General features: G+C 72.1%; 16 protein-coding genes, 2 rRNA genes and 2 pseudogenes. 16 read left to right on the forward strand and 4 right to left on the reverse strand.

Translation table 11 applies throughout. From position 1 onward, the window contains the following. Positions 1–121 precede the first annotated feature (121 nt). The 4 genes from BX266_RS26105 to BX266_RS26120 all read left to right on the forward strand — a co-directional run bounded on the left by BX266_RS26105 (position 122) and on the right by BX266_RS26120 (position 5,974). Positions 122–3,228: ribosomal RNA gene (locus BX266_RS26105) — 23S ribosomal RNA — on the forward strand. Between the two features lie 109 nt (positions 3,229–3,337). Beyond that, positions 3,338–3,454, forward strand: a 5S ribosomal RNA gene (gene rrf / locus BX266_RS26110). A gap of 346 nt (positions 3,455–3,800) precedes the next feature. Next, positions 3,801–5,096, forward strand: coding sequence for a hypothetical protein (locus tag BX266_RS41225; protein ID WP_099903672.1), 1,296 nt, complete (start codon positions 3,801–3,803; stop codon positions 5,094–5,096). Beyond that, entirely contained in the window at positions 5,093–5,974 is an 882-nt protein-coding gene (locus BX266_RS26120; protein WP_099903674.1) for a tetratricopeptide repeat protein, read from the forward strand. The genes BX266_RS41225 and BX266_RS26120 overlap by 4 nt, the downstream gene beginning before the upstream one ends. Positions 5,975–6,055: 81 nt before the next feature. On the opposite strand, the gene BX266_RS26125 is transcribed toward BX266_RS26120, so the two are convergent. Next, the gene (locus tag BX266_RS26125; RefSeq protein ID WP_099908322.1) at positions 6,056–7,411 is read right to left on the reverse strand and encodes a DUF1015 family protein; all 1,356 of its coding nucleotides are present in this window, start codon (positions 7,409–7,411) and stop codon (positions 6,056–6,058) included. A 109-nt stretch (positions 7,412–7,520) separates the two neighbouring features. On the opposite strand from BX266_RS26125, the gene BX266_RS26130 reads away from it, so the two are divergent. Genes BX266_RS26130 through BX266_RS26140 form a run of 3 tightly spaced genes read left to right on the forward strand, consistent with a single transcriptional unit; the run spans position 7,521 to position 9,786 of the window. Beyond that, the gene (locus BX266_RS26130; RefSeq protein ID WP_259464854.1) at positions 7,521–8,069 is read left to right on the forward strand and encodes a tetratricopeptide repeat protein; all 549 of its coding nucleotides are present in this window, start codon (positions 7,521–7,523) and stop codon (positions 8,067–8,069) included. Between the two features lie 44 nt (positions 8,070–8,113). Further along, positions 8,114–9,148, forward strand: coding sequence for an HAD-IIA family hydrolase (locus tag BX266_RS26135; RefSeq protein ID WP_099903676.1), 1,035 nt, complete (start codon positions 8,114–8,116; stop codon positions 9,146–9,148). A gap of 56 nt (positions 9,149–9,204) precedes the next feature. After that, complete coding sequence (locus BX266_RS26140; protein WP_143686991.1) at positions 9,205–9,786, forward strand: hypothetical protein; 582 nt, start codon at positions 9,205–9,207, stop codon at positions 9,784–9,786. A gap of 202 nt (positions 9,787–9,988) precedes the next feature. Here BX266_RS26140 and BX266_RS26145 read toward each other — a convergent pair whose 3' ends face one another. Next, a complete protein-coding gene (locus tag BX266_RS26145; RefSeq protein WP_099903680.1) occupies positions 9,989–10,336 on the reverse strand; it encodes an alkyl sulfatase C-terminal domain-containing protein in 348 nt (115 codons plus the stop codon). Between the two features lie 145 nt (positions 10,337–10,481). Here BX266_RS26145 and BX266_RS40145 point away from each other — a divergent pair, with 145 nt between their 5' ends. From BX266_RS40145 to BX266_RS26160, 4 genes are all read left to right on the forward strand, one after another. Beyond that, positions 10,482–11,411 carry a histone H1-like repetitive region-containing protein gene (locus BX266_RS40145; protein ID WP_099903682.1) on the forward strand — a complete coding sequence of 310 codons (930 nt, stop codon included), beginning with the start codon at positions 10,482–10,484 and terminating at the stop codon, positions 11,409–11,411. Next, on the forward strand, positions 11,404–11,559 hold the full coding sequence (locus tag BX266_RS38855) for a hypothetical protein (protein WP_180290615.1): 156 nt from the start codon (positions 11,404–11,406) through the stop codon (positions 11,557–11,559). Before BX266_RS40145 ends, BX266_RS38855 begins: the two co-directional genes overlap by 8 nt. Before the next feature lie 37 nt (positions 11,560–11,596). Next, a complete protein-coding gene (locus BX266_RS26155) occupies positions 11,597–12,403 on the forward strand; it encodes a TlyA family RNA methyltransferase (RefSeq protein ID WP_099903684.1) in 807 nt (268 codons plus the stop codon). A 91-nt stretch (positions 12,404–12,494) separates the two neighbouring features. Then, positions 12,495–13,397 (forward strand): NAD kinase, encoded by a 903-nt coding sequence (locus BX266_RS26160; RefSeq protein ID WP_099903686.1) that lies wholly within the window; start codon positions 12,495–12,497, stop codon positions 13,395–13,397. A 23-nt stretch (positions 13,398–13,420) separates the two neighbouring features. Here the strand turns inward: BX266_RS26160 and BX266_RS26165 are convergent, their stop codons facing one another. Further along, positions 13,421–14,896 carry a PLP-dependent aminotransferase family protein gene (locus tag BX266_RS26165; RefSeq protein WP_099903688.1) on the reverse strand — a complete coding sequence of 492 codons (1,476 nt, stop codon included), beginning with the start codon at positions 14,894–14,896 and terminating at the stop codon, positions 13,421–13,423. A gap of 112 nt (positions 14,897–15,008) precedes the next feature. On the opposite strand from BX266_RS26165, the gene BX266_RS26170 reads away from it, so the two are divergent. The 4 genes and pseudogenes from BX266_RS26170 to BX266_RS40940 all read left to right on the forward strand — a co-directional run bounded on the left by BX266_RS26170 (position 15,009) and on the right by BX266_RS40940 (position 18,779). Beyond that, positions 15,009–15,653: a YitT family protein gene (locus tag BX266_RS26170; RefSeq protein WP_099903690.1), complete on the forward strand. Its 645-nt coding sequence runs from the start codon at positions 15,009–15,011 to the stop codon at positions 15,651–15,653. 64 nt (positions 15,654–15,717) lie between these two features. Continuing rightward, on the forward strand, positions 15,718–17,451 hold the full coding sequence (recN, locus tag BX266_RS26175; RefSeq protein WP_180290847.1) for a DNA repair protein RecN: 1,734 nt from the start codon (positions 15,718–15,720) through the stop codon (positions 17,449–17,451). Between the two features lie 300 nt (positions 17,452–17,751). Then, positions 17,752–18,099: pseudogene (locus BX266_RS40935) on the forward strand (glycosyltransferase); the annotation flags it as partial. Positions 18,100–18,248: 149 nt separating this feature from the next. Further along, the gene (locus BX266_RS40940) at positions 18,249–18,779 is read left to right on the forward strand and encodes a glycosyltransferase family 4 protein (protein WP_310794804.1); all 531 of its coding nucleotides are present in this window, start codon (positions 18,249–18,251) and stop codon (positions 18,777–18,779) included. Positions 18,780–18,786: 7 nt separating this feature from the next. On the opposite strand, the gene BX266_RS26185 is transcribed toward BX266_RS40940, so the two are convergent. Beyond that, positions 18,787–20,712 (reverse strand): glycoside hydrolase family 15 protein, encoded by a 1,926-nt coding sequence (locus BX266_RS26185; protein ID WP_099903697.1) that lies wholly within the window; start codon positions 20,710–20,712, stop codon positions 18,787–18,789. 364 nt (positions 20,713–21,076) lie between these two features. On the opposite strand from BX266_RS26185, the pseudogene BX266_RS26190 reads away from it, so the two are divergent. Then, a pseudogene (locus BX266_RS26190) lies at positions 21,077–22,704 on the forward strand (CTP synthase). The last annotated feature ends 25 nt before the right edge of the window (positions 22,705–22,729 follow it).

Below are 22,729 nucleotides of genomic sequence, written 5' to 3' on the forward strand. Positions count from 1 at the left end.
GGCACGTTGTTGGGTCCTGAGGGAACGAGTCTTCGTTGTCTCAGTGGTCGCCGGTCCCATGCTTGTTGAGGTGGGTGTCTGGTCGTTGTTTGAGAACTGCACAGTGGACGCGAGCATCTGTGGCCAAGTTTTTAAGGGCGCACGGTGGATGCCTTGGCACCAGGAACCGATGAAGGACGTGGGAGGCCGCGATAGGCCCCGAGGAGCTGTCAACCGAGCTTTGATCCGGGGGTGTCCGAATGGGGAAACCCGGCAGTCGTCATGGGCTGTCACCCATACCTGAACACATAGGGTATGTGGAGGGAACGCGGGGAAGTGAAACATCTCAGTACCCGCAGGAAGAGAAAACAACCGTGATTCCGGGAGTAGTGGCGAGCGAAACCGGATGAGGCTAAACCTGAGTGGTGTGAGACCCGGCAGGGGTTGCCACTTGGGGGTCGTGGGAGTGAGCTTGATCGGTCTGCCGGCCGGTCGGCGAGTCAGAAACCGTATGGGTAGTCGAAGGACATGCGAAAGGTCCGGCGTAGAGGGTAAGACCCCCGTAGACGAAATCTGTACGGCTTGCTTGCTCATTTCCCAAGTAGCACGGGGCCCGAGAAATCCCGTGTGAATCTGGCGGGACCACCCGCTAAGCCTAAATATTCCCTGGTGACCGATAGCGGATAGTACCGTGAGGGAATGGTGAAAAGTACCGCGGGAGCGGAGTGAAATAGTACCTGAAACCGTGTGCCTACAAGCCGTGGGGGCAGTCTTCGGACTGTGACTGCGTGCCTTTTGAAGAATGAGCCTGCGAGTTTGCGGTGTGTAGCGAGGTTAACCCGTGTGGGGTAGCCGTAGCGAAAGCGAGTCCGAATAGGGCGTCTATAGTTGCATGCCCAAGACCCGAAGCGGAGTGATCTAGCCATGGGCAGGTTGAAGCGCGGGTAAGACCGTGTGGAGGACCGAACCCACCAGGGTTGAAAACCTGGGGGATGACCTGTGGTTAGGGGTGAAAGGCCAATCAAACTCCGTGATAGCTGGTTCTCCCCGAAATGCATTTAGGTGCAGCGTCGCGTGTTTCTTGCCGGAGGTAGAGCACTGGATAGGCGATGGGCCTTACCGGGTTACTGACCTTAGCCAAACTCCGAATGCCGGTAAGTGAGAGCGCGGCAGTGAGACTGTGGGGGATAAGCTCCATGGTCGAGAGGGAAACAGCCCAGAACACCGACTAAGGTCCCTAAGCGTGTGCTAAGTGGGAAAGGATGTGGAGTCGCAGAGACAACCAGGAGGTTGGCTTAGAAGCAGCCACCCTTGAAAGAGTGCGTAATAGCTCACTGGTCAAGTGATTCCGCGCCGACAATGTAGCGGGGCTCAAGCACATCACCGAAGTCGTGTCATTGCAGCAATACTCCCAACGGAGGCTGTGATGGGTAGGGGAGCGTCGTGTGCCGGGTGAAGCAGCCGAGGAATCGAGTTGTGGACGGTTCACGAGTGAGAATGCAGGCATGAGTAGCGATACAAGAGTGGGAAACTCTTGCGCCGATTGACCAAGGGTTCCTGGGTCAAGCTGATCTGCCCAGGGTAAGTCGGGACCTAAGGCGAGGCCGACAGGCGTAGTCGATGGACAACGGGTTGATATTCCCGTACCCGCTTTGAAGCGCCAACGTCGAACCAGGTGATGCTAAGGCCGTGAAGCCGGCCCGGAGTCTTCGGACAAAGGGACGTGGTGGAGCCGCCGACCCAAGCCTGTAGTAGGTGAGCGATGGGGTGACGCAGGAAGGTAGTCCAGCCCGGGCGGTGGTAGTCCCGGGGTAAGGGTGTAGGCCGTGAGGTAGGCAAATCCGCCTCACACTAAGGCTGAGACCTGATGCCGAGCCGATTGTGGTGAAGTGGATGATCCTATGCTGTCGAGAAAAGCCTCTAGCGAGTTTCATGGCGGCCCGTACCCCAAACCGACTCAGGTGGTCAGGTAGAGAATACCGAGGCGTTCGGGTGAACTGTGGTTAAGGAACTCGGCAAAATGCCCCCGTAACTTCGGGAGAAGGGGGGCCATTGCTGGTGAGGGGACTTGCTCCCTGAGCTGGTGGTGGCCGCAGAGACCAGCGAGAAGCGACTGTTTACTAAAAACACAGGTCCGTGCGAAGCCGTAAGGCGATGTATACGGACTGACGCCTGCCCGGTGCTGGAACGTTAAGGGGACCGGTTAGTCACGATTCGTCGTGGCGAAGCTGAGAACTTAAGCGCCAGTAAACGGCGGTGGTAACTATAACCATCCTAAGGTAGCGAAATTCCTTGTCGGGTAAGTTCCGACCTGCACGAATGGCGTAACGACTTCTCGACTGTCTCAACCACAGGCCCGGTGAAATTGCATTACGAGTAAAGATGCTCGTTTCGCGCAGCAGGACGGAAAGACCCCGGGACCTTTACTATAGCTTGATATTGGTGTTCGGTTCGGCTTGTGTAGGATAGGTGGGAGACTTTGAAGCCGTGACGCCAGTCATGGTGGAGTCGACGTTGAAATACCACTCTGGTCGTGCTGGATGTCTAACCTGGGTCCGTGATCCGGATCAGGGACAGTGTCTGGTGGGTAGTTTAACTGGGGCGGTTGCCTCCTAAAGAGTAACGGAGGCGCCCAAAGGTTCCCTCAGCCTGGTTGGCAATCAGGTGTTGAGTGTAAGTGCACAAGGGAGCTTGACTGTGAGACTGACGGGTCGAGCAGGTACGAAAGTAGGGACTAGTGATCCGGCGGTGGCTTGTGGAAGCGCCGTCGCTCAACGGATAAAAGGTACCCCGGGGATAACAGGCTGATCTTCCCCAAGAGTCCATATCGACGGGATGGTTTGGCACCTCGATGTCGGCTCGTCGCATCCTGGGGCTGGAGTAGGTCCCAAGGGTTGGGCTGTTCGCCCATTAAAGCGGTACGCGAGCTGGGTTTAGAACGTCGTGAGACAGTTCGGTCCCTATCCGCTGTGCGCGTAGGAGTGTTGAGAAGGGCTGTCCCTAGTACGAGAGGACCGGGACGGACGAACCTCTGGTGTGCCAGTTGTCCTGCCAAGGGCATGGCTGGTTGGCTACGTTCGGGAGGGATAACCGCTGAAAGCATCTAAGCGGGAAGCCTGCTTCGAGATGAGCACTCCCACCTCCTTGAGAGGGTAAGGCTCCCAGTAGACGACTGGGTTGATAGGCCGGATATGGAAGCCCTGTAAGGGGTGGAGTTGACCGGTACTAATAGGCCGAGGGCTTGTCCTCAGACGCTCGCGTTCACTGTGTGGTTCCCGGGTAGCGAACAGCTATCGCCGGCGAACAAAGAAACATCACTTTCAACTGAAAAGTGTGTTCGCTGAATACCCGATAGGGTTTCGGTGGTCATAGCGTGAGGGAAACGCCCGGTTACATTCCGAACCCGGAAGCTAAGCCTCATAGCGCCGATGGTACTGCAGGGGGGACCCTGTGGGAGAGTAGGACGCCGCCGAACAATTCTTCATAGGCCGAGGCCCCAGCGATTCGCTGGGGCCTCGGCCTTTTTTGTTGGGCTTTTTCAGACGGACAGACGATGGCCGGCAGACGGCGGTCGGGCACCCGGACGCGGTGTTCGCCCGTGTGCCGGACAATGGACAAGACGGACGTACCGGACCTGGCTGGCCCGGGGAGCGTTCGGATCGCGCGCTGGTGTCGGTGGACCGGCAGTGGCGCCTCTCTAGCAAGCAGTGTGCAGACAGGAGTCACCAGAATGTCGAACCCGCCCCAGGACCGGCCCGAGCGCCGAAACGACGGCGGCCGGGGGTACGAGCCCAGGTCGCGCGGGAGCTGGTCCAACGACCGTGGCCCGCGTCGTGACGACCGAGGCGAAGGCGGTGGCTACCGCGGTCGCGATGACCGTGGCGACCGTCCCCAGGGCGACCGCGGTGGTTACCGCGGCCGTGACGACCGCCCGTCGTACGGCGGTGGCGGCGACCGCCCGCAGGGCGGTGGATACCGCGGTGGCGGTGACCGTCCGCAGGGTGGCGGCGGGTACCGCAGCGGCGGCGACCGCCCCTCGTACGGTGGCGGCGGCGGTGGCTACCGGGGGCGTGACGACCGTCCGCAGGGTGGCGACCGTCCGCAGGGCGGCGGCTACCGCGGCCGCGACGACCGCCCCCAGGGCGGTGGCGGTTTCCGGCGCGACGACCGTGGTGACCGTCCGCAGAGCGGTGGCGGGTACCGGGGTCGTGAGGACCGTCCGCAGAGCGGTGGGTTCCGTCGGGACGACCGTGGCGACCGTCCGCAGGGTGGCGGCTACCGTCCGCGTGAGGAGCGGTCGTTCGACGACCGTCCGCAGCGCAGCGGCGGATACGACCGCCCGCAGGGTGGCGACCGTGGCGGGTTCCGTCGCGACGACCGTGGTGACCGTCCGCAGGGTGGCGGCGGTTACCGGGGCCGCGACGACCGTCCCCAGGGCGGCGACCGTGGCGGGTTCCGTCCGCGTGAGGACCGTCCGTCGTACGAGCGTCGGGACGACCGTCCGCAGGGCGGCGGTGGCTACCGTGGCCGCGACGACCGTCCCCAGGGCGGCGACCGTGGCGGGTTCCGTCGCGACGACCGTGGCGACCGTCCCCAGGGTGGCGGCTACCGTCCGCGTGAGGAGCGGTCGTTCGACGACCGTCCGCAGCGCAGCGGCTACGACCGTCCGCAGGGTGGCGGCGGTTACCGGGGCCGTGACGACCGTCCCCAGGGCGGCGACCGTGGCGGGTTCCGTCCGCGTGAGGACCGTCCGTCGTACGAGCGTCGGGACGACCGTCCGCAGGGCGGCGGTGGCTACCGCGGCCGCGACGACCGTCCCCAGGGTGGCGACCGTGTCGGGTTCCGTCGCGACGACCGTGGCGACCGTCCGCAGCGCGGTGGGTACGAGCGCCGTGACGACCGCCCGCAGGGTGGGTTCCGGGGTCGGGACGACCGTCCGCAGGGCGGCGGGTTCCGTCGGGACGACCGTGGGGACCGTCCGCAGGGCGGCGGTGGCTACCGTGGCCGCGACGACCGTCCGCAGCGTGGCGGGTACGAGCGCCGGGACGACCGGGGCGGGTACCGCGGTGGGCGGGACGACCGGGGTGGCTACGAGGAGCGTCGCCAGGAGCCGGTGAAGCGGCTGCCGATCCCGGACGACGTCACCGGGTTCGAGATCGACGCGGACGTGAAGCAGGACCTGAAGAGCCTGCCGAAGACCCTCGCGGACGACGTGGCGCGCAACCTGGTGATGGTCGCGCGGCTGCTCGACAGCGAGCCGGAGGAGGCCTACAACTACTCGCGGGTCGCGCTGCGGCTGGCCTCGCGCGTGGCGAGCGTCCGGGAGGCGGCCGGCTTCGCGTCGTACATGACGCAGCGGTACGCGGAGGCGCTGACCGAGTTCCGGGCGGCGCGTCGGATGACCGGGCGGGTCGACCTGTGGCCGGTGATGGCGGACTGCGAGCGCGGTCTGGGCCGTCCGGAGCGGGCGCTGGCGATGGCCGGTGAGCCCGAGGTGAAGCAGCTGGACAAGGCCGGCCAGGTAGAGATGCGGCTGGTCGCGGCGGGTGCGCGCGCCGACCTGGAGCAGTTCGACGCCGCCGTGGTGACGCTGCAGAGCCCGGAGCTGGCGTCCTCGGCGATTCACCCGTGGACGGCCCGGCTGCGCTACGGCTACGCGGACGCGCTGATCGCGGCGGGTCGGGCGGACGAGGCCCGGGAGTGGTTCGTGAAGGCCGTGGAGGCCGACACGGACGGTTCCACCAACGCGGCGGAGCGGCTCGCCGAGATCGACGGCGTGGAGTTCACCGACGCGCTGGACGAGGACTCCGAGGACGAGGGCGTCGACGAGGCCGTGGAGCCGGTGCGCCGGCAGATCGACAAGGACGACGTCGGCGACGACCGGATGATCTTCGAGGACGAGGAAGACGTCGAGGAGTTCTACGACGAGGACGACGTCGAGATCGACGAGGACTACGACGAGGACTCGTTCCAGGAGCAGCCCAAGCAGGGCTGAGCCGCGTGACGAAGAGGGCCCCCGCTCCGGGAAGGAGCGGGGGCCCTTTCGCGTGGCGCGCCGGCCGGTCGGCGGGGCGGGTCAGCCGAGCTCGAGGTTGCGCAGGACCAGTCCGGTGGCCGGCTTGGGGCCGAAGGAGGTGGACTTGCGGGGCATGGTGACGCCCTGTTCGGCGAGGCGGCGGACCACGCGTTCCTCGACGGGGTGGAGCAGCACGGCGGTGCCGCCGGTGCGGGCGGCCTCGCGGACGGCGGCCTCGGCGGAGTGCAGGTAGCCGATGTGCTCGGGGCTGTCGGGGATCCGCCAGGTGTGGTCGAGCAGGACGGCGTGCAGGACGGTGGCGTCGAGGCGGCGCCACTCCTCGGGGCGGTCGGCGCGGACGGTGGCGGCGAGGGTGCGCTCGTCGGGGCCGGTGAGGAGCAGGAAGCGGCCGTCGCCGGGGGTGAGGACGAAGGCGTTGTCGGGGCCGGTGCGGGCCTCGGCGAGGGCCTTCAGGGCGTCCGGGAGGGCGCCGGCGAGTTCGGTGACCTGCCAGACGTCGGGGTCGAGGGCGGCGAGCGCGGCGTGCAGCGGGAGGCGCTGCAGGACGCGGTGGATGGCGCGGACCTTCAGGGGGTAGCGGTCGGTGTCGACCAGCAGGACCAGGCCGCGGTCCCAGGGGCTGCGCGGCAGGTGGCGGTGTTCGCGCTGCAGGCGCAGGTACATCTCCCAGCGGTGGTGGCCGTCGGCGATCAGGGCCCGGCAGGTGGCGAGGTCGCGGCTGACGGCGGCCAGGTCGGCGTGGTCGGTGACGGCCCACAGGCGGTGGTGGGTGCCGTCGGTGGTGGCGGTGTCGAGCAGCGGCGGGGTGCTGACGGTGCGTTCGATGACGTCGGCGGCGCGGCCGTTGCCACGGTAGGTGAGCAGCAGCGGTTCGAGGTTGGCGCGGGTGGTGCGCATCAGGCCGACCCGGTCGGCGACGGGCTTGGGCATGACGTCCTCGTGCGGGAGGACGACACCGGCCTCGGGTCCGCTGACGGCGAGGGCGCCGATCAGGCCGCGCTGCAGGGCGCCGGAGGGGGTGCGCTGCTCGTAGACGTACAGGGCGGGCCGGGGGTCGGCGGCCAGGACGCCCTGCTGTTGCCAGTCGCGGAGCAGGCGGGCGGCGTGCCGGTAGCGGGTGTCGCGGTCGGGGCGGTCGCCGGCGTCCTCGGGTTCGGGGCGGGGCAGGATGAGGCGGACGATGTTGTGCGGGTCCGCGGTCTCCAGGTCGAGGCGCCGTCCGGGGTCGACCACGTCGTACGGCGGGGAGGTGACCGCGGCCAGGTCGCCGACCCGGTGCGGGTCGTAGCGCAGGCCGCGGAACGGGGAGAGGGACAGCCCTGCGGTGGCGACGTGCCCGGGGTCTCCGGGGCCGCCCGAGGGCTCGGTGCCGCTTTCGGCACGAGGGGCGCTCATCTTCGGCATGTTAGTCGGGTAGTCCTTGTTGGGAGATCACGTTGGGCTCGGCCGTCCGGATCGCGGGCGGGCAGGTGAGCGGGGCGGACGGGAAGCGGGGTAGGTGCGGATGAGCTACGGGGACCACGCAGACGAGAGCGCGGACGGCGCGGCGGCTGTTCCCGGGGACAACGGCAGTGGCAGTGGCAGCGGCACCGGGAACGGGAACGGTGCGCCCGGTGGCGGGGTGTACGACTGGTTCCGGCGCGGGGTGCGGCTGCTGGAGGAGAAGCACCCGGCGGCGGCGGTGCAGTTGCTGGCGCGGGCGGCGGAGGCGGAGCCGGGGTCGCGGTCGATCCGGGAGGCGTTGGCGCGGGCGCAGTTCGACGCGGGGCAGTACGCGCAGGCGCTGGCGAGTTTCCGGGCGGTGGCGGTGGCGGATCCGTCGGACGACTACGCCCAGTTCGGCTGGGGGGTGGCGGCGGCCCGGCTGGGCGACTTCGAGACCTCCGCGGAGCACTTGGCGCTGGCGGTGGCGATGCAGCCGGGGAACCGGCACTACCAGGCGGCGCTGCGGCAGACCAGGGCGACGCTGGCGGCCCGGGCGGGGGCGTACGGTCCGCTGCTGCCGGGCGCTCCGGGGTACCTGGCTCCGCCGGAGGAACCGGAGGAGACCTAAGGTGGCGGTGTCGATCGGTTCGAGGTGACGAGGGTGGAGCAGCGATGACGGAGAACGCCAGGAGTGTCCCGCAGGGCAGTGCGGTGGCGCTGACGGAGGCGTACGACACGGCGCTGCTCGACCTGGACGGGGTGGTGTACGCCGGTCCGCACGCGATCCCGTTCGCGGTGGAGTCGCTGGACCGGGCGCGGGCGGCGGGGATGCGGCTGGCGTACGTCACCAACAACGCGTCGCGGCCGCCGCGGGTGGTGGCGGAGCACCTGACTGAGCTGGGCGTCCCGGCTGCGCCGGGGGACGTGATCAACTCGGCGCAGGCGGCGGCGCGGCTGGTGTCGGAGAAGGTGCCGGCGGGCGCCAGGGTGCTGGTGGTCGGCGGGGCGGGCCTGGTGGAGGCGCTGCAGGAGCGGGGTCTGGTGCCGGTGCGCTCGCTGGACGAGGAGCCGGCGGCCGTGGTGCAGGGCTACGACCCGTCGGTGGGCTGGGCGGACCTCGCGGAGGCCTCGTACGCGGTGGGCCGGGGCCTGCCCTGGGTGGCGTCCAACACGGACCTGTCGATCCCGACGGCGCGGGGCATCGCGCCGGGCAACGGCACGCTGGTGGCGGCGGTCGCCGCGGCGACGGGGGTGACGCCGGAGGTGGCGGGCAAGCCGCTGCCGCCGATGCACCGGGAGACGGTGCTGCGCACGGGCGCGAAGCGTCCGCTGGTGGTCGGTGACCGGCTGGACACCGACATCGAGGGCGCGTTCAACGGCGGTGTGGACTCGCTGCTGGTGTTCACCGGCATCGCCACGCCGGAGGAGGTGCTGGCCGCGCCGCTGCGGCACCGTCCGACGTACCTGGCGCAGGACCTGCGCGGCCTGCTGGAGGCGCAGCCGCAGGTCGCGGAGCTGGGCGGCGGCCGGTTCGGCTGCGGCGGCTGGGAGGCGGGCGTGGACGGCACGGCGCTGACCCTGGACGGCGCGGGCGGGCGGATCGACGCGCTGCGGGCGCTGTGCGCGGCGGCGTGGACGCACGCGGACGCGAGCGGGGCGGCGCCGGAGTCGGCGAAGGCCCTGGCGGGGCTGCCCGCGGCGGATTGACGGTCCGTCGGGGCGGGTATCCCCCGGACCGGTTCGAATCGTCCTTCGGGGGTGGGATGGTGCGTGAACGGGGGAGTGCGGTGACGGCGGCCGCCTGTGCGGCGCTGCTGGCGCTGGCGGGGTGCGCGTCCGGTCCGGATCCGGATCCGGGCCCTGCGGAGCGGATGCGGGCGGAACTGACGGACCAGGGCGTGCAGTGGGACGAGTTCCGGGCGGTCGGCGGGGCGGGCGAGGAGCCGGTCTTCACCTGGTCGGTTCCGGACGGGTACCGCTGCCTGGGCGGCCTGGATCCGCTCTGGAGCACCTGCATGGTCCCCGACCCGGAGCCGCTGGCGGACGGGCCGGGGATCCGGTCGATCGGCGAGACGATGTCCGACCGGCACTGGCAGCAGATGTTCCGGGCGGACCGCGAGCGGGTGACCGAGGTGTCCTGCGGGGGGCGGCCGGTCCAGCTGTACGAGCTTGCCGAGGACCTGTTGCCGGGCGGTTTCCGGCGCACCTACACGCTCGTGGACCGGACGGTGCCGTTCGATTCGATGACCGTCCGGGTGGTCCGGGACGACGGGGGGACGGCCGTCGAGTCGCTGTCCCAGGACGTTCAGGCCCTCCCGCCGGGGCTGACCCGGCAGACCTGCTGAAGCCACGGGGCGGGAGGGTGGCTGCAGGTGGTCTCGGTGGACCGGGCGCGGCTGCTCGCCGCCGACCGTGAGCAGGTTCTGGGCGTGACGTGCGCGGGCCGGCCGGTGGACCTGGCGGAGCCCGGCCGACGAGGACGTCGATCTCGGCGACCTCCGGATCGGGCCCGGCCACGCGGCGCAGTGGTGCTCGTGAGCGGCCCGGTCAGAGCAGGCTGCGCAGGCGCAGCAGGTCGCGGAGGCTCGCGTCGAGCTTGAGGCGGCCGGTGGCCCAGGCGGTGGGGAAGGGGAGCCGGCCGTCGACCAGGGCGACCAGGTCGTCGCCGGTGGTGGTGAGCCGGATGTCGGCCTTGGCGGCGGGTGCGCCGGGGGTGTCGGTGATACCGGTGAGCTGTCCGTCGGTGAGGCGGCCGGTGAAGGTCAGGTCGAGGTCGGTGAGGTGGCAGCTGAGCGAGCGGTCGAGGGCGGTGGCCTTGCGGATGTCGCCGTTCGCGCCGGCGAGGTTGCGGCTGAGCTGCTCCAGTGCGCGGCGGCACTCCTCGATGGTGGCCATGGCTGCGGCTTGCTCCCGTCGGTGGTCGTTCGGCGTTCCACGCTAGCGCAGCTGCGGACGTCGACGGCCGGGAGCGGGTAGCGTCAGTGCGGGCAGTCAGTCGGGTTGTCAGTGCGGCGGTCGGTGGCGACGAGGAGGCGTGCGGATGCTGCGGGATGCGGTGCAGGGCGTGCGGGGCGTGGTGGTGGTCGCGGCGCAGGTGGCCGAGGAGGCGGGCCGCCGGGTGCTGGACGCGGCCGAGGGACTGCTCCAGCGAGGCGGTGATCTGCCGCCCGCGGTGGAGCAGTTGAGGACGCTCGCCGGGGAGGCCGTGACGGCCGGCCGGGCCGGTGTCGACCTGGTGGCGGGGGTGGCCAGGGGCGAGGCGGAGCGGGTGTTCGAGAAGGTCGGCGACCAGGTGGTGAAGGTCGGCGTGGTGCTGAGCTTCCTGGAGTCGAAGCTGCGCGAGGTGGAGGAGCCGGCCGCCGCTCCGGAGGAGGAGCCGCCGGCCCCGGACGAGGAGCCGGTGGTCCGTCCGGCGGCCCGGGCGCAGGGCCTGTTCGACGAGGGCTGGGACGCGGAGCCGGCGGCGGAGAGCGCGCCAGCTGACGGTGCGTCGGTCCGGGACCGGCGGGCGACGGCGCGCAAGACGGCGGCCCGCAAGCACGCGGTGGGTTCGGCGTCGGGCGTGAAGAAGGCCGCCGCGCGGCGGGTCGCGGCCGACGGAGTGCCGACCGTTCCGGCGAAGAGGACCGCGGCGCGCAAGGGCGCGGCGGCGAAGCAGACGGCGGCGAAGCGCTCGGTGCCGCGCCGGCTGCCGTCCGGCGAGGAGCCGACGCCGGCCACGGTGGCGAAGCAGGCCACGGCGAAGCGGCCCGCGGCGAAGAAGACCTCCGCCGCGGCCGAGGTCGCGTCCGGGGACGCCTCGCCGAGCGGGCCGCTGCCCGCCCGGAAGACCGCGGCGAAGGAGGGCGCGGCGAAGGCCCCAGCGAAGAAGGCCGCCGCGAAGAAGGCCGCCGCGAAGAAGACGGCGGCGAAGAAGGCTCCCGCGAAGCAGGCCCCGGGCGGGGAGAAGGGGCCGGCCGGCGGTGAGTGAGGCGCAGTGGACGGGTGAGCCCGAGGTGGACGGGGCGCTGGCCCGGCTGGGGGAGCTGGACGGGGTGGGGACCGAGCAGCGGGCCGAGGTGTACGAAGATGTCCATGCGCGGCTCGCCGCGACCCTCGCGGGGCTGGACCGCGAGTGAGGACCTGCCGAATGTGGGAGCTGACGTAGCAGTGGCAGTGGCACGACGCCGTCTGGACGCGGAGCTGGTGCGCCGCAAGCTGGCCAGGTCGCGGGAGCACGCGAGCGAGTTGATCGCGGCGGGCCGGGTGACGGTGGGCGGGACGGTCGCGACGAAGCCGGCGACGCAGGTGGAGACCGCGGCGGCCGTGGTGGTGGCGAAGGACGACGCGGATCCGGAGTACGTGTCGCGGGGCGGGCACAAGCTGGCGGGTGCGTTCGCGGCGTTCGGGCCGCAGGGCCTGGTGGTCGAGGGCCGGCTGGCGCTGGACGCGGGCGCCTCGACCGGCGGGTTCACGGACGTGCTGCTGCGCGCCGGCGCGGCCCGGGTGCTGGCGGTGGACGTCGGATACGGGCAGCTGGCCTGGTCGCTGCAGAGCGACGAGCGGGTGACGGTGATGGACCGCACCAACGTGCGGGAGCTGACGCCGGAGCTGATCGGCGGCGAGCTGGTGGACCTGGTGGTCGGCGACCTGTCGTTCATCTCGCTGGGCCTGGTGCTGCCGGCCCTGGCGGGGTGCGCGGCGCCGGACGCGGACCTGGTGCTGATGGTGAAGCCGCAGTTCGAGATCGGCAAGGAGCGGCTGGGCTCGGGCGGGGTGGTGCGGTCGCCGGAGCTGCGGGCCGAGACGATCCGTCAGGTCGCGGCGCAGGCCTGGCAGTCGGGGCTGGGGGTGCGGGCGGTGACGGCGTCGCCGCTGCCGGGTCCGTCGGGGAACGTGGAGTATTTCCTGTGGCTGCGCCGGGATGCGGAGCCGCTGGATCCGGCCGAGGCGGACCGGGCCGTGGCCGAGGGGCCCCAGTAGGGTACTTGGCAGGCGTCCGAGCGTTGCGCAGACTGGCAGGCCGCGGCCGGGCCAGGGTGGTCCGGCAGGCGTAGGGAGAGGGCAGCGGGCAATGAGCGATCGACGTACGGTCTTCCTGATCGCGCACACCGGTCGGGAGGCGGCGCTGCGCAGCGTCGAGGGTCTGGTGGAAGGCCTGCTGGGGGCGGGGATCCGGATCCGGCTGCTGGAGGCGGAGGCGGTGGGCCTGGACCTGCCGGACGGGGTGGAGCTGGTGCCCGGCGGGCACGGTGCGGCGGACGGCTGCGAGCTGATCCTGGTCGCGGGCGGCGACGGCACGCTGTTGCGCGGTGCGGAGCTGGCCCGCGAGTCGGGCCTGCCGATGCTGGGCATCAACCTGGGCCGGGTGGGGTTCCTCGCGGAGGCGGAGCGCGACGACCTGGCGACGGTGGTCGACCGGGTGGTGGACGGCGACTACGAGGTCGAGGAGCGGATGACCATCGACGTGCTGGTCCGCACCAACGGCGACGTGCTGCACGAGGACTGGGCGCTGAACGAGGCGTCGGTGGAGAAGGCGGCGCGGGAGCGGATGCTGGAGGTGGTCACCGAGGTGGACGGCCGCCCGGTGTCGAACTTCGGCTGCGACGGGGTGGTGCTGTCCACGCCGACCGGTTCGACGGCGTACGCGTTCTCCGGCGGCGGGCCGGTGGTGTGGCCGGAGGTGGAGGCGCTGCTGATGGTGCCGATCAGTGCGCACGCGCTGTTCGCCCGGCCGCTGGTGACCTCGCCGGACTCGGTGCTGGCGGTGGAGGTGCAGCCGAAGACCCCGCACGGGGTGCTGTGGTGCGACGGCCGCCGTTCGGTCGAACTCCCGGCCGGGGCGCGGGTGGAGGTGCGGCGCGGCAAGACGCCGGTGCGGCTCGCCCGGCTGCACCGGGCGCCGTTCACCGACCGCCTGGTGGCCAAGTTCGCGCTGCCGGTGGCGGGTTGGCGGGGGCGTTCGGACACCCCGTGATGCGCGGGTGAGTTGACGGGGCGTCAGAGGCTGGCGGGCTCCGGGTCGGCGGTGGAGAACCGTTCGGCGCGGGCGAGTTCGGCGGCCTCGGCGACCCGGTCGAGCGCGTCGTCGACCCGGGCGGCGGGCAGCGTGAGCGGCAGCCGCAGGTGCTCCTCGAAGGCGCCGTCGACGCCGAACCGGGCGCCGGAGGCGATCCGCACGCCGACGCGTTCCCCGGCGCGGGCGAGCGCGGTGGCGGGGGTGCCGGGGGTGGCCACCCACAGGGCGAGGCCGCCGGGCGGCAGGGTGAACCGCCAGGCGGGGAAGCGCCGGGCCAGGGCGTGGGCGAACTCCTCCGCGGTCGACCGCAGTTGCTCGTGCCGGGCGGCGCGGACGGCGGGCAGGTGGTCGGTGAGCAGCCGGGCCGCGACCAGCTGGTCGAGGACGGGCGTGCCGAGGTCGTACAGCGCCCGGTCGGCAGCCAACTTCCGTACCAGGGAGGGCTGGGCGCGCAGCCAGCCGATCCGCAGGCCGGGCCAGAGCAGCTTGCCGGCCGAGCCGACGGTGATCACCTGCGCGTCGCGGTCGAGCGCGGCCAGCGGGCGGGGGAGCGCGGAGTCGGCGACGCCCCAGCCGAGTTCGGCGCAGGTCTCGTCGGCGATCACGGTGGTGCCGGCGGCCCTGGCGTGGGCGAGCAGGGCGCGGCGCTGGTCCTCGTCGATCAGCGCGCCGGTGGGGTTCTGGAAGTCGGGGACGGTGGAGGCCAGCTTCGGTGCGGCGCCGCGGAGCACCCGCTGCCACTGGGCGAGGTCCCAGCGGGTCGGGCCGCCGGCCGGGTCGGCGAACGGGACGGGCACCAGGCGGGCGCCGAGCCGGTCGAGGGCGCGCAGCGTGTTGGCGTAGCTGGGGGCCTCGACGGCGACCCGGTCGCCGCGGGTCAGCAGCGCCTGGTGGGCGAGGTGCAGGGCGCTCATCGCGCCGGTGGTGATCAGCACCTGCTCGGGGCCGGTGGGCAGGCCGCGTTCGGTGAAGCGGCGGGCGACGGCCTCGCGGAGCGCCGGCAGTCCGGTCGGGTAGTTGCCGTGCCCGCCGGTGTACGCCGGCAGTTGGGCGACGGCGTGCGCGGCGGCCTCGGCGAGCTGCGGCGGGGCGGTGGGCGCGGCCAGCCCCAGGTCGAGGAGGGCGCCGTGCTGGTCGGGGGGGACGGGGTGCAGGGCGTCGGCGGGCGGGCGGGTGCCTTCGGGCAGTGCCGTCCACGAGCCGGCGCCGCGCCGGGAGTGCAGGAAGCCGTCGGTGCGCAGCGCCTCGTAGGCGGCGGCGACGGTGGTGCGGGAGAGCCGCAGTTCGGCGGCGAGTTCGCGTTCGGCGGGCAGCCGGGTGCCGACCGGGAGGCGGCCGTCGGCGACCAGCCGGGAGACCTGGGCGGCGAGGGCGCGGTAGGCGGGGCGGCGGCCGTCCGACGGGGGGAGCTGGCGGGCCAGGGCGTGCGGAGTCAGCGTGCTGTGCCACTCGGCCATCGAAATCAGTCCACTCGGATCGGATTGGCCCTGTCGGGTCGCCTTTTGGACTGCCCATAGTGGCGTGCAGCGCCGATCGACGGCAAGCACAGCACGAGAAGAGGTCCACCTGATGGCGGTGTCCCTGCCCCTGTCCGCACCCCGTACCGACCTGCCCCGCCGCCTCGCCCAACTCGCCGCCGGACTGGTGCTCTACGGCGTCTCGATGGGCCTGATGCTGCGCGCCTCGCTCGGCGGCAACCCGTGGGACGTCTTCCACCAGGGCCTGGCCCGGCACCTGGGCCTGAGCGTCGGCACCTGGGTGACCGTGGTCGGCGCGCTGGTGCTGCTGCTGTGGATCCCGCTGCGGCAGAAGCCCGGCGTCGGCACCGTCGGCAACGTGCTGGTCCTCGGCGTCGCGATGGACGCCACGCTGTCCCTGCTGGCCCCGCCGCACGCGCTGGCCGTCCGGGTCCCGCTGCTGGCCGCGGGCATCGTGCTGAACGGCCTGGCCTCGGGCCTGTACATCGGCGCCCGGCTGGGCCCCGGCCCCCGGGACGGCCTGATGACCGGCCTGCACCGCCGCACCGGCCGCTCCGTGCGGCTGATCCGCACCGGCATCGAGTTGACCGTGCTGGCCGTCGGCATCGCCCTCGGCGGCACCTTCGGCCTCGGAACGGTCGCATACGCCCTGGCCATCGGCCCGCTGGTGCAGTTCTTCCTGCCGCGCCTCACGGTGCCCGACTCCGCGGCCCCCGCGACCGCCACTCAGGTGTGAAACGGGGGGCGGTCGTCGCAAAGCGACGGTGGAACCTCGTAAGGTCGTCTCCGTGTTGGACGAGATGCGGATACGGGATCTGGGCGTCATCGACGACGCCGTGGTCGAACTCGCCCCCGGCTTCACCGCCGTCACCGGCGAGACCGGCGCGGGCAAGACCATGGTGGTGACCAGCCTCGGGCTGCTGCTCGGCGGCCGGGCGGACCCGGCGCTGGTGCGCAACGGCTCCGAGCGGGCGGTCGTCGAGGGCAGGCTGGTCCTCGACCCCGAGTCGCCGGTGCTGGCCCGCGCCGTCGAGGCGGGCGCCGAACTCGACGACGGCGAACTGCTGATCAGCCGCACCGTCTCCGCCGAGGGCCGCTCCCGCGCGCACGTCGGCGGCCGCTCGGTGCCCGTCGGCCTGCTCGCCGAACTCGGCGAGGACCTGATCGCCGTGCACGGCCAGACCGACCAGCAGCGCCTGCTGCGCCCCTCCCGTCAGCGCGGCGCCCTCGACCGGTACGCCGGCGAGGCCGTCGCCGAGCCGCTGGCCCGCTACCGCGAGGTCTACCGCAGCCTGCGCGAGGTCTCCGCGACGCTGGAGGAGCTCACCACCCGGGCCCGCGAACGCGCCCAGGAGGCGGACCTGCTGCGCTTCGGCCTGGAGGAGATCGCCGCCGCCGAACCCGTCGCCGGGGAGGACGTCGAGCTCGCCGCCGAGGCCGAACGCCTCGGCCACGCCGACGCGCTGTCCTCCGCCGCGACGCTGGCGCACGCCGCGCTGGCCGGCGACCCCGCCGACCCGGAGGCCGTCGACGCGGGCACCCTGCTCGCCCAGTCCCGCCGCGCCGTCGACGCCGTGCGCCACCACGACGAGCGCCTGGCGGGCCTCGCCGACCGGCTCGGCGAGGTCGGCTACCTGCTCGCCGACGTGGCCGGCGACCTCGCCGGGTACGCCGACGACCTGGACGCCGACCCGGTGCGGCTGGCCGCCGTGGAGGACCGCCGCGCGGTCCTCGCCCACTTGGTGCGCAAGTACTCCGGCAGCGAGGGCACCCTCGCCGAGGTGATCGCCTGGGCCGAGGCCGGCTCGGTGCGCCTGCTCGAACTCGACGGCGACGACGAGCGGATCGACGAACTCGGCGCCCGCGAGACCGAACTGCGCGCCCAACTGGCCGACCTGGCCGCCGAGGTGTCGCAGGCCCGGCACGCCGCCGCCGACAAGTTCGCCGCCGCGGTCTCCACCGAACTCGCCGAACTCGCCATGCCGCACGCCCGGGTGACCTTCGCGATCAGCCAGGTCGACGACCTGTCCGGGATCGAGGTCGACGGCCGGACCGTCTCCTACGGCGCGCACGGCGTCGACGAGGTCGAGGTGCTGCTCGCCCCGCACCCCGGCGCGCAGCCCCGCCCGATCGCCAAGGGCGCCTCCGGCGGCGAGCTCTCCCGCGTCATGCTGGCCGTCGAGGTGGTGTTCGCCGGCGCCGACCCGGTGCCCACCTACCTGTTCGACGAGGTGGACGCCGGCGTCGGCGGCAAGGCCGCCGTCGAGATCGGCCGCCGGCTGGCCAAACTCGCCCGCAGCGCCCAGGTCGTGGTGGTCACCCACCTCCCGCAGGTCGCCGCGTTCGCCGACCGGCACCTGGTGGTGGAGAAGACCAACGACGGCACCGTCACCCGCAGCGGCGTCAAGACCCTCAGCGACGAGGAGCGGGTCCGCGAACTGTCCCGGATGCTCGCCGGGTTGGAGGACTCCGAGCTGGGCCGGGCGCACGCCGAGGAACTCCTGGAGTCGGCCCGCACCGCCCGCGCCCGCTGACCCGGCGGGGCCGACGCCGAGCACCACCGAGCAACACCGCTGCCGTCGCCCGGGCCCGATCGGCCCGGGGCGACGCGCCCGCCACCGCGGGCGACTGTCCAAGAGCCCGACCGACCTGGCATCGTGGCGACCGGACACCTGCTGACAACGAGTCGGAGCGAGACAGACGTGGACCATTCCGCCGCCCGGGCCGCCGCGGCCCCCCAGCTGCACGTGGTGCTCGTCCTGGCCGCCGCGACCGGCGGGATCGGCGCGCACGTGCGGTCCCTGACGCAGGGCCTGGTCGCCCACGGGGTGTCGGTGACGGTCTGCGCGCCCGAGGGCACCGACCGCCTGTTCGGGTTCTCCGCGGCGGGCGCCCGCCTGCACACCGTCGACATCACCCCGACCTCCGGCGCCCGCAGCGACGCCGTCGCGATCGGCGAGCTGCGCCGCGCCTTCACCGGCACCGACGTGGTGCACGCGCACGGCCTGCGGGCCGGCCTGCTTTCCGACCTGGCGCTGCGCACCGCCGGCCGCTTCCCCGGCATCCGCCCGGAGACGCCGCTGGTGGTCACCTCGCACCACGCGCTGCTCACCACCGGCCTGGACCGCCGTCTGCAGCGCCTGATGGAGCGCCGGGTGGTGCGGGCCGCCGACCTGGTCCTCGGCGCGTCCTCCGACCTGGTCGCCCGGGCCCGCGAACTCGGCGCCACCGACGCCCGGCTCGGCCCGGTCGCCGCCCCGCCGATGCCGCCCCGCACCCTGGACCGCGCCGAGGCCCGGGCCGCACTGCCCGGCGGTGACGACGGCCGCCCGTGGTGCTGGCGATCGGCCGCCTCGTCCAGCAGAAGTGCTTCGCGCTGCTGCTGGACGCCGTCCCGTACTTCACCCCGCCCGGAGCGGCCGCGCCCCGGGTGCTGCTGGCCGGCGACGGGCCCGAGCGCCAGGGCCTGCGCGAGCGGGTCGCGGCCGAACACCTGCCGGTCGAACTGCTCGGCTACCGCACCGACATCCCCGACCTGCTGGCCGCCGCCGACGCGGTGGTGCTCTCCTCCCGCTGGGAGGCCCGTTCGCTGGTCGCCCAGGAGGCGATGCGGGCCGGCGTGCCGGTGGTCGCCACCGCCGTCGGCGGGGTGCCCGAACTGGTCGGCGACGCCGCGGTGCTGGTCCCGTTCGCCGACCCGCGGGCGCTCGGGGGAGCGGTCCGCGAGCTGCTCGGCGACGAGCGGCGCCGCACCGAACTCGCCGCGGCGGGCCGCGCCCAGGCGGCCACCTGGCCGGACGAGGCCGCCACGGTCGCCCAGGTGCTCAGCATCTACGACGAACTGGTGCAGCGTCAGAACTGAGCGCCGCTCAGTTCGACAGGTTGAGCCCGCCCGCGGCGGTCAGCCGCAGCGCCGTGTCGATCAGCGGGACGTGGCTGAACGCCTGCGGGAAGTTGCCGACCTGGCGGCGGGCCCGCGGGTCCCACTCCTCGGCCAGCAGCCCCAGGTCGTTGCGGAGCGACAGCAGCCGCTCGAACAGCTCCCGGGCCTCGCCGACGCGCCCGATCATCGCCAGGTCGTCGGCCAGCCAGAACGAGCAGGCCAGGAACGCCCCCTCGTGCCCCGACAGCCCGTCGACGTTGTTGCCCTGCTCGTCGTGGGTCGGGTAGCGCAGCACGAACCCGTCCTCGGTGGCCAGTTCGCGCTGGATCGCCTCGATGGTGCCGATGACCCGCTTGTCGTCCGGCGGCAGGAACCCGACCTGCGGGATCAGCAGCAGCGAGGCGTCCAGCTCCTTGCCGCCGTAGTACTGGGTGAAGGTGTTGCGCTGCTCGTCGTAGCCGCGGGCGCACACGTCGGCGTGGATCTCGGCGCGCAGCTTCGTCCAGCGCTCGACCAGGCCGGGCGGCTGCTCCTCGGCCTGCGCCAGCAGCTTGAGGGTGCGGTCGACGGCGACCCAGGCCATCACCTTGGAGTGCACGAAGTGCCGGCGCGGCCCGCGGACCTCCCAGATGCCCTCGTCCGGGTTGCGCCAGTGGTCCTCCAGGTACTCGATCAGGCGCAGCTGCAGCTGGTGGGCGTGGTCGTGCCGGGACAACCCGGACATGGTGGCCAGGTGCAGGGCCTCGACGACCTCGCCGTACACGTCGAGCTGGAGCTGCCCGGCGGCGCCGTTGCCGACCCGGACCGGGCGGGAGCCCTCGTAGCCGGGCAGCCAGTCGAGTTCGGACTCGGTGAGCTCGCGCTCCCCGGCGATGCCGTACATGATCTGCAGGTTCTCCGGGTCGCCGGCCACCGCGCGCAGCAGCCACTCGCGCCAGGCCCGGGCCTCCTCGCGGTAGCCGGTGCGCAGCAGCGAGGACAGCGTGATCGCGGCGTCCCGGAGCCAGGTGTACCGGTAGTCCCAGTTGCGCATCCCGCCGAGGTCCTCGGGCAGCGAGGTGGTGGGGGCGGCGACGATGCCGCCGGTGGGGGCGTAGGTGAGCGCCTTCAGGGTGATCAGCGAGCGGACCACGGCCTCCCGGTAGGGGCCCTGGTAGGTGCACTGGTCGACCCAGTCGCGCCAGAACCGCTCGGTGGAGGCCAGCGCGCCCTCGGCGTCCGGCGGCGCGGGCGCCGGCTCGTGGGAGGCCTTCCAGGTCAGGCCGAAGGCGATCCGCTCGCCCGCGGAGACGGTGAAGTCGGCGTACGTGGTCAGGTCGCGCCCGTAGGTCTCGGCCCGGCCGTCCAGCCACACCGAGTCGGGGCCGGCGACGGCGACGGTGCGCTGGCCGACCTCGGGGTGCTCGACCCGGTGCACCCAGGGCACGATCCGGCCGTAGCTGAAGCGCATCCGCACCGCCGAACGCATCCGGACGGTGCCTTCCAGGCCCTCCACGATCCGGATCATCTGCGGCACGTCGGGCGTGCCGAGCAGGTGGCGGGGCGGCATGAAGTCGATCACCCGGACGGTGCCGTCCTGGGTGTCCCACTCCTGCTCCAGGATCAGCGAGTCGCCGCGGTAGCGGCGCCGGTCGCAGGGCACGGCGGGCGCGGCGGCGGTGACCGGCGGGACGCGCAGCTCGCCGGTGTCCAGCAGCGCCGAGCTGGGCTGCGGCGCGACCGGCCGGTCCTCGACCGGGACGGCCGGCCCGATCCGCCAGAAACCGTGCTCGTCGGTGCCGAGCAGCCCGGCGAACACCGCGGGCGAGTCGAACCTGGGCAGGCACAGCCAGTCGACCGCGCCGTCCCGGCTGACCAGGGCGGCGGTCTGCATGTCCCCGATGAGCGCGTAGTCCTCGATGCGACCGGCCATTGTTCTCCGTTCCAGCGTGCCCCCGCGGCGGCGGAGCGCACGGGTCTGGCGAGGATGTCGACGTTTGAGCAGAATACGTTGATTCGGGTGGTTCGGCCGCCGCCACGCGCCCCCGCGCCGCTCCTCCACCACCCCTGCACAGGCCGCCCGAGCAGCCCCGATGCGCCGTCCGGCCGATTCGTCCAGGAACCGTGTACCCGGACGCGGGCGAGCACTCGCCGGGGCACTGATACGCTGGTATCCCGTGGAACTGGTGGGAACGAGGGCCGGGAGCCCCTCCACCGGCGTCACCCTCCGACACGCGACCCACGGGAGCCCCCTCTTGGCACAGCCCCATTCCGGCAAGTCGGCCAGCGGCCGCGCCGTGACGACCAAGCACCTCTTCGTCACCGGGGGTGTCGCCTCTTCGCTCGGCAAGGGCCTCACCGCCTCCAGCCTCGGCGCCCTGCTCAAGGCCCGCGGGCTGCGGGTGACCATGCAGAAGCTGGACCCGTACCTCAACGTGGACCCGGGCACCATGAACCCGTTCCAGCACGGTGAGGTCTTCGTCACCGACGACGGCGCCGAGACCGACCTCGACATCGGCCACTACGAGCGCTTCCTCGACACCAACCTGCACGGGTCGGCGAACGTCACCACCGGCCAGGTGTACTCGACCGTGATCGCCAAGGAGCGGCGCGGCGAGTACCTCGGTGACACCGTCCAGGTCATCCCGCACATCACCAACGAGATCAAGTCCCGGATCCGCCGGATGGCGACCGAGGACGTCGACGTGGTCATCACCGAGGTCGGCGGCACCGTCGGCGACATCGAGTCGCTGCCGTTCCTGGAGGCGGTCCGCCAGGTCCGCCACGAGGTCGGCCGCGACAACGTGTTCTTCGTGCACGTCTCGCTGCTGCCGTACATCGGCCCGTCCGGCGAGCTGAAGACCAAGCCCACCCAGCACTCGGTGGCCGCGCTGCGCAACATCGGCATCCAGCCCGACGCGATCGTGCTGCGCGCCGACCGCGAGGTTCCGCAGGCCATCAAGCGCAAGATCTCGCTGATGTGCGACGTCGACGAGGAGGCCGTGGTCGCCGCGATCGACGCCAAGTCGATCTACGACATCCCCAAGGTGCTGCACGGCGAGGGCCTGGACGCCTACGTGGTGCGCCGCCTGGACCTGCCGTTCCGCGACGTCGACTGGACGGTCTGGGACGACCTGCTGCGCCGCGTCCACGAGCCGCAGCACGAGGTCAAGGTCGCGCTGGTCGGCAAGTACATCGACCTGCCGGACGCCTACCTGTCCGTCACCGAGGCGCTGCGGGCCGGCGGTTTCGCCAACAACGCCCGGGTGCAGATCAAGTGGGTCACCTCGGACGACTGCGAGACCCCGAGGGCGCGCAGGAGCAGCTCGGCGACGTCGACGCGATCTGCATCCCCGGCGGCTTCGGCGACCGCGGTGTGGACGGCAAGGTCGCCGCCATCACCTACGGCCGCGAGAACCGGATCCCGCTGCTCGGCCTCTGCCTGGGCCTGCAGTGCGTGGTCATCGAGGCCGCCCGCAACCTGGCCGGCCTGCCCGAGGCGAACTCCACCGAGTTCGACCCGACCGCCAAGTACCCCGTCATCTCGACCATGGCCGAGCAGCTCGCCATCGTCGACGGCAAGGGCGACCTGGGCGGCACCATGCGACTGGGCCTGTACCCGGCGAAGCTCGCCGAGGGCTCCGTCGTGCGCGAGGTCTACGGCGGCGAGCAGTACGTCGAGGAGCGCCACCGCCACCGCTACGAGGTCAACAACGCCTACCGCGCCGACCTGGAGAAGACCGGCCTGCAGTTCTCCGGCCTGTCCCCGAAGGGCGACCTGGTCGAGTACGTCGAGTACCCGCGCGAGGTGCACCCCTACCTGGTCGCCACCCAGGCGCACCCCGAGCTGAAGTCCCGCCCGACCCGCCCGCACCCGCTGTTCGCGGGCCTGGTCGCGGCGGCAATCGACCGCAAGGTCGGCTGACGGCCCGTCGGACCGCCGTGAAGCC

This window comes from Streptomyces sp. TLI_171 (assembly GCF_003610255.1).
Classification (GTDB): Bacteria; Actinomycetota; Actinomycetes; order Streptomycetales; family Streptomycetaceae; genus Kitasatospora.

What these genes read in the sequence shown, in the direction of transcription:
- BX266_RS26125 (WP_099908322.1), bottom strand. Translation starts at nt 7,411, where the DNA reads ATGAGCGCCCCTCGTGCCGAAAGCGGCACCGAGCCCTCGGGCGGCCCC.
- BX266_RS40145 (WP_099903682.1), top strand. Translation starts at nt 10,482, where the DNA reads ATGCTGCGGGATGCGGTGCAGGGCGTGCGGGGCGTGGTGGTGGTCGCG.
- BX266_RS26130 (WP_259464854.1), top strand. Translation starts at nt 7,521, where the DNA reads ATGAGCTACGGGGACCACGCAGACGAGAGCGCGGACGGCGCGGCGGCT.
- BX266_RS26140 (WP_143686991.1), top strand. Translation starts at nt 9,205, where the DNA reads ATGGTGCGTGAACGGGGGAGTGCGGTGACGGCGGCCGCCTGTGCGGCG.
- BX266_RS26170 (WP_099903690.1), top strand. Translation starts at nt 15,009, where the DNA reads ATGGCGGTGTCCCTGCCCCTGTCCGCACCCCGTACCGACCTGCCCCGC.
- recN (WP_180290847.1), top strand. Translation starts at nt 15,718, where the DNA reads ATGCGGATACGGGATCTGGGCGTCATCGACGACGCCGTGGTCGAACTC.
- BX266_RS26185 (WP_099903697.1), bottom strand. Translation starts at nt 20,712, where the DNA reads ATGGCCGGTCGCATCGAGGACTACGCGCTCATCGGGGACATGCAGACC.
- BX266_RS26135 (WP_099903676.1), top strand. Translation starts at nt 8,114, where the DNA reads ATGACGGAGAACGCCAGGAGTGTCCCGCAGGGCAGTGCGGTGGCGCTG.
- BX266_RS26165 (WP_099903688.1), bottom strand. Translation starts at nt 14,896, where the DNA reads ATGGCCGAGTGGCACAGCACGCTGACTCCGCACGCCCTGGCCCGCCAG.
- BX266_RS26145 (WP_099903680.1), bottom strand. Translation starts at nt 10,336, where the DNA reads ATGGCCACCATCGAGGAGTGCCGCCGCGCACTGGAGCAGCTCAGCCGC.
- BX266_RS26160 (WP_099903686.1), top strand. Translation starts at nt 12,495, where the DNA reads ATGAGCGATCGACGTACGGTCTTCCTGATCGCGCACACCGGTCGGGAG.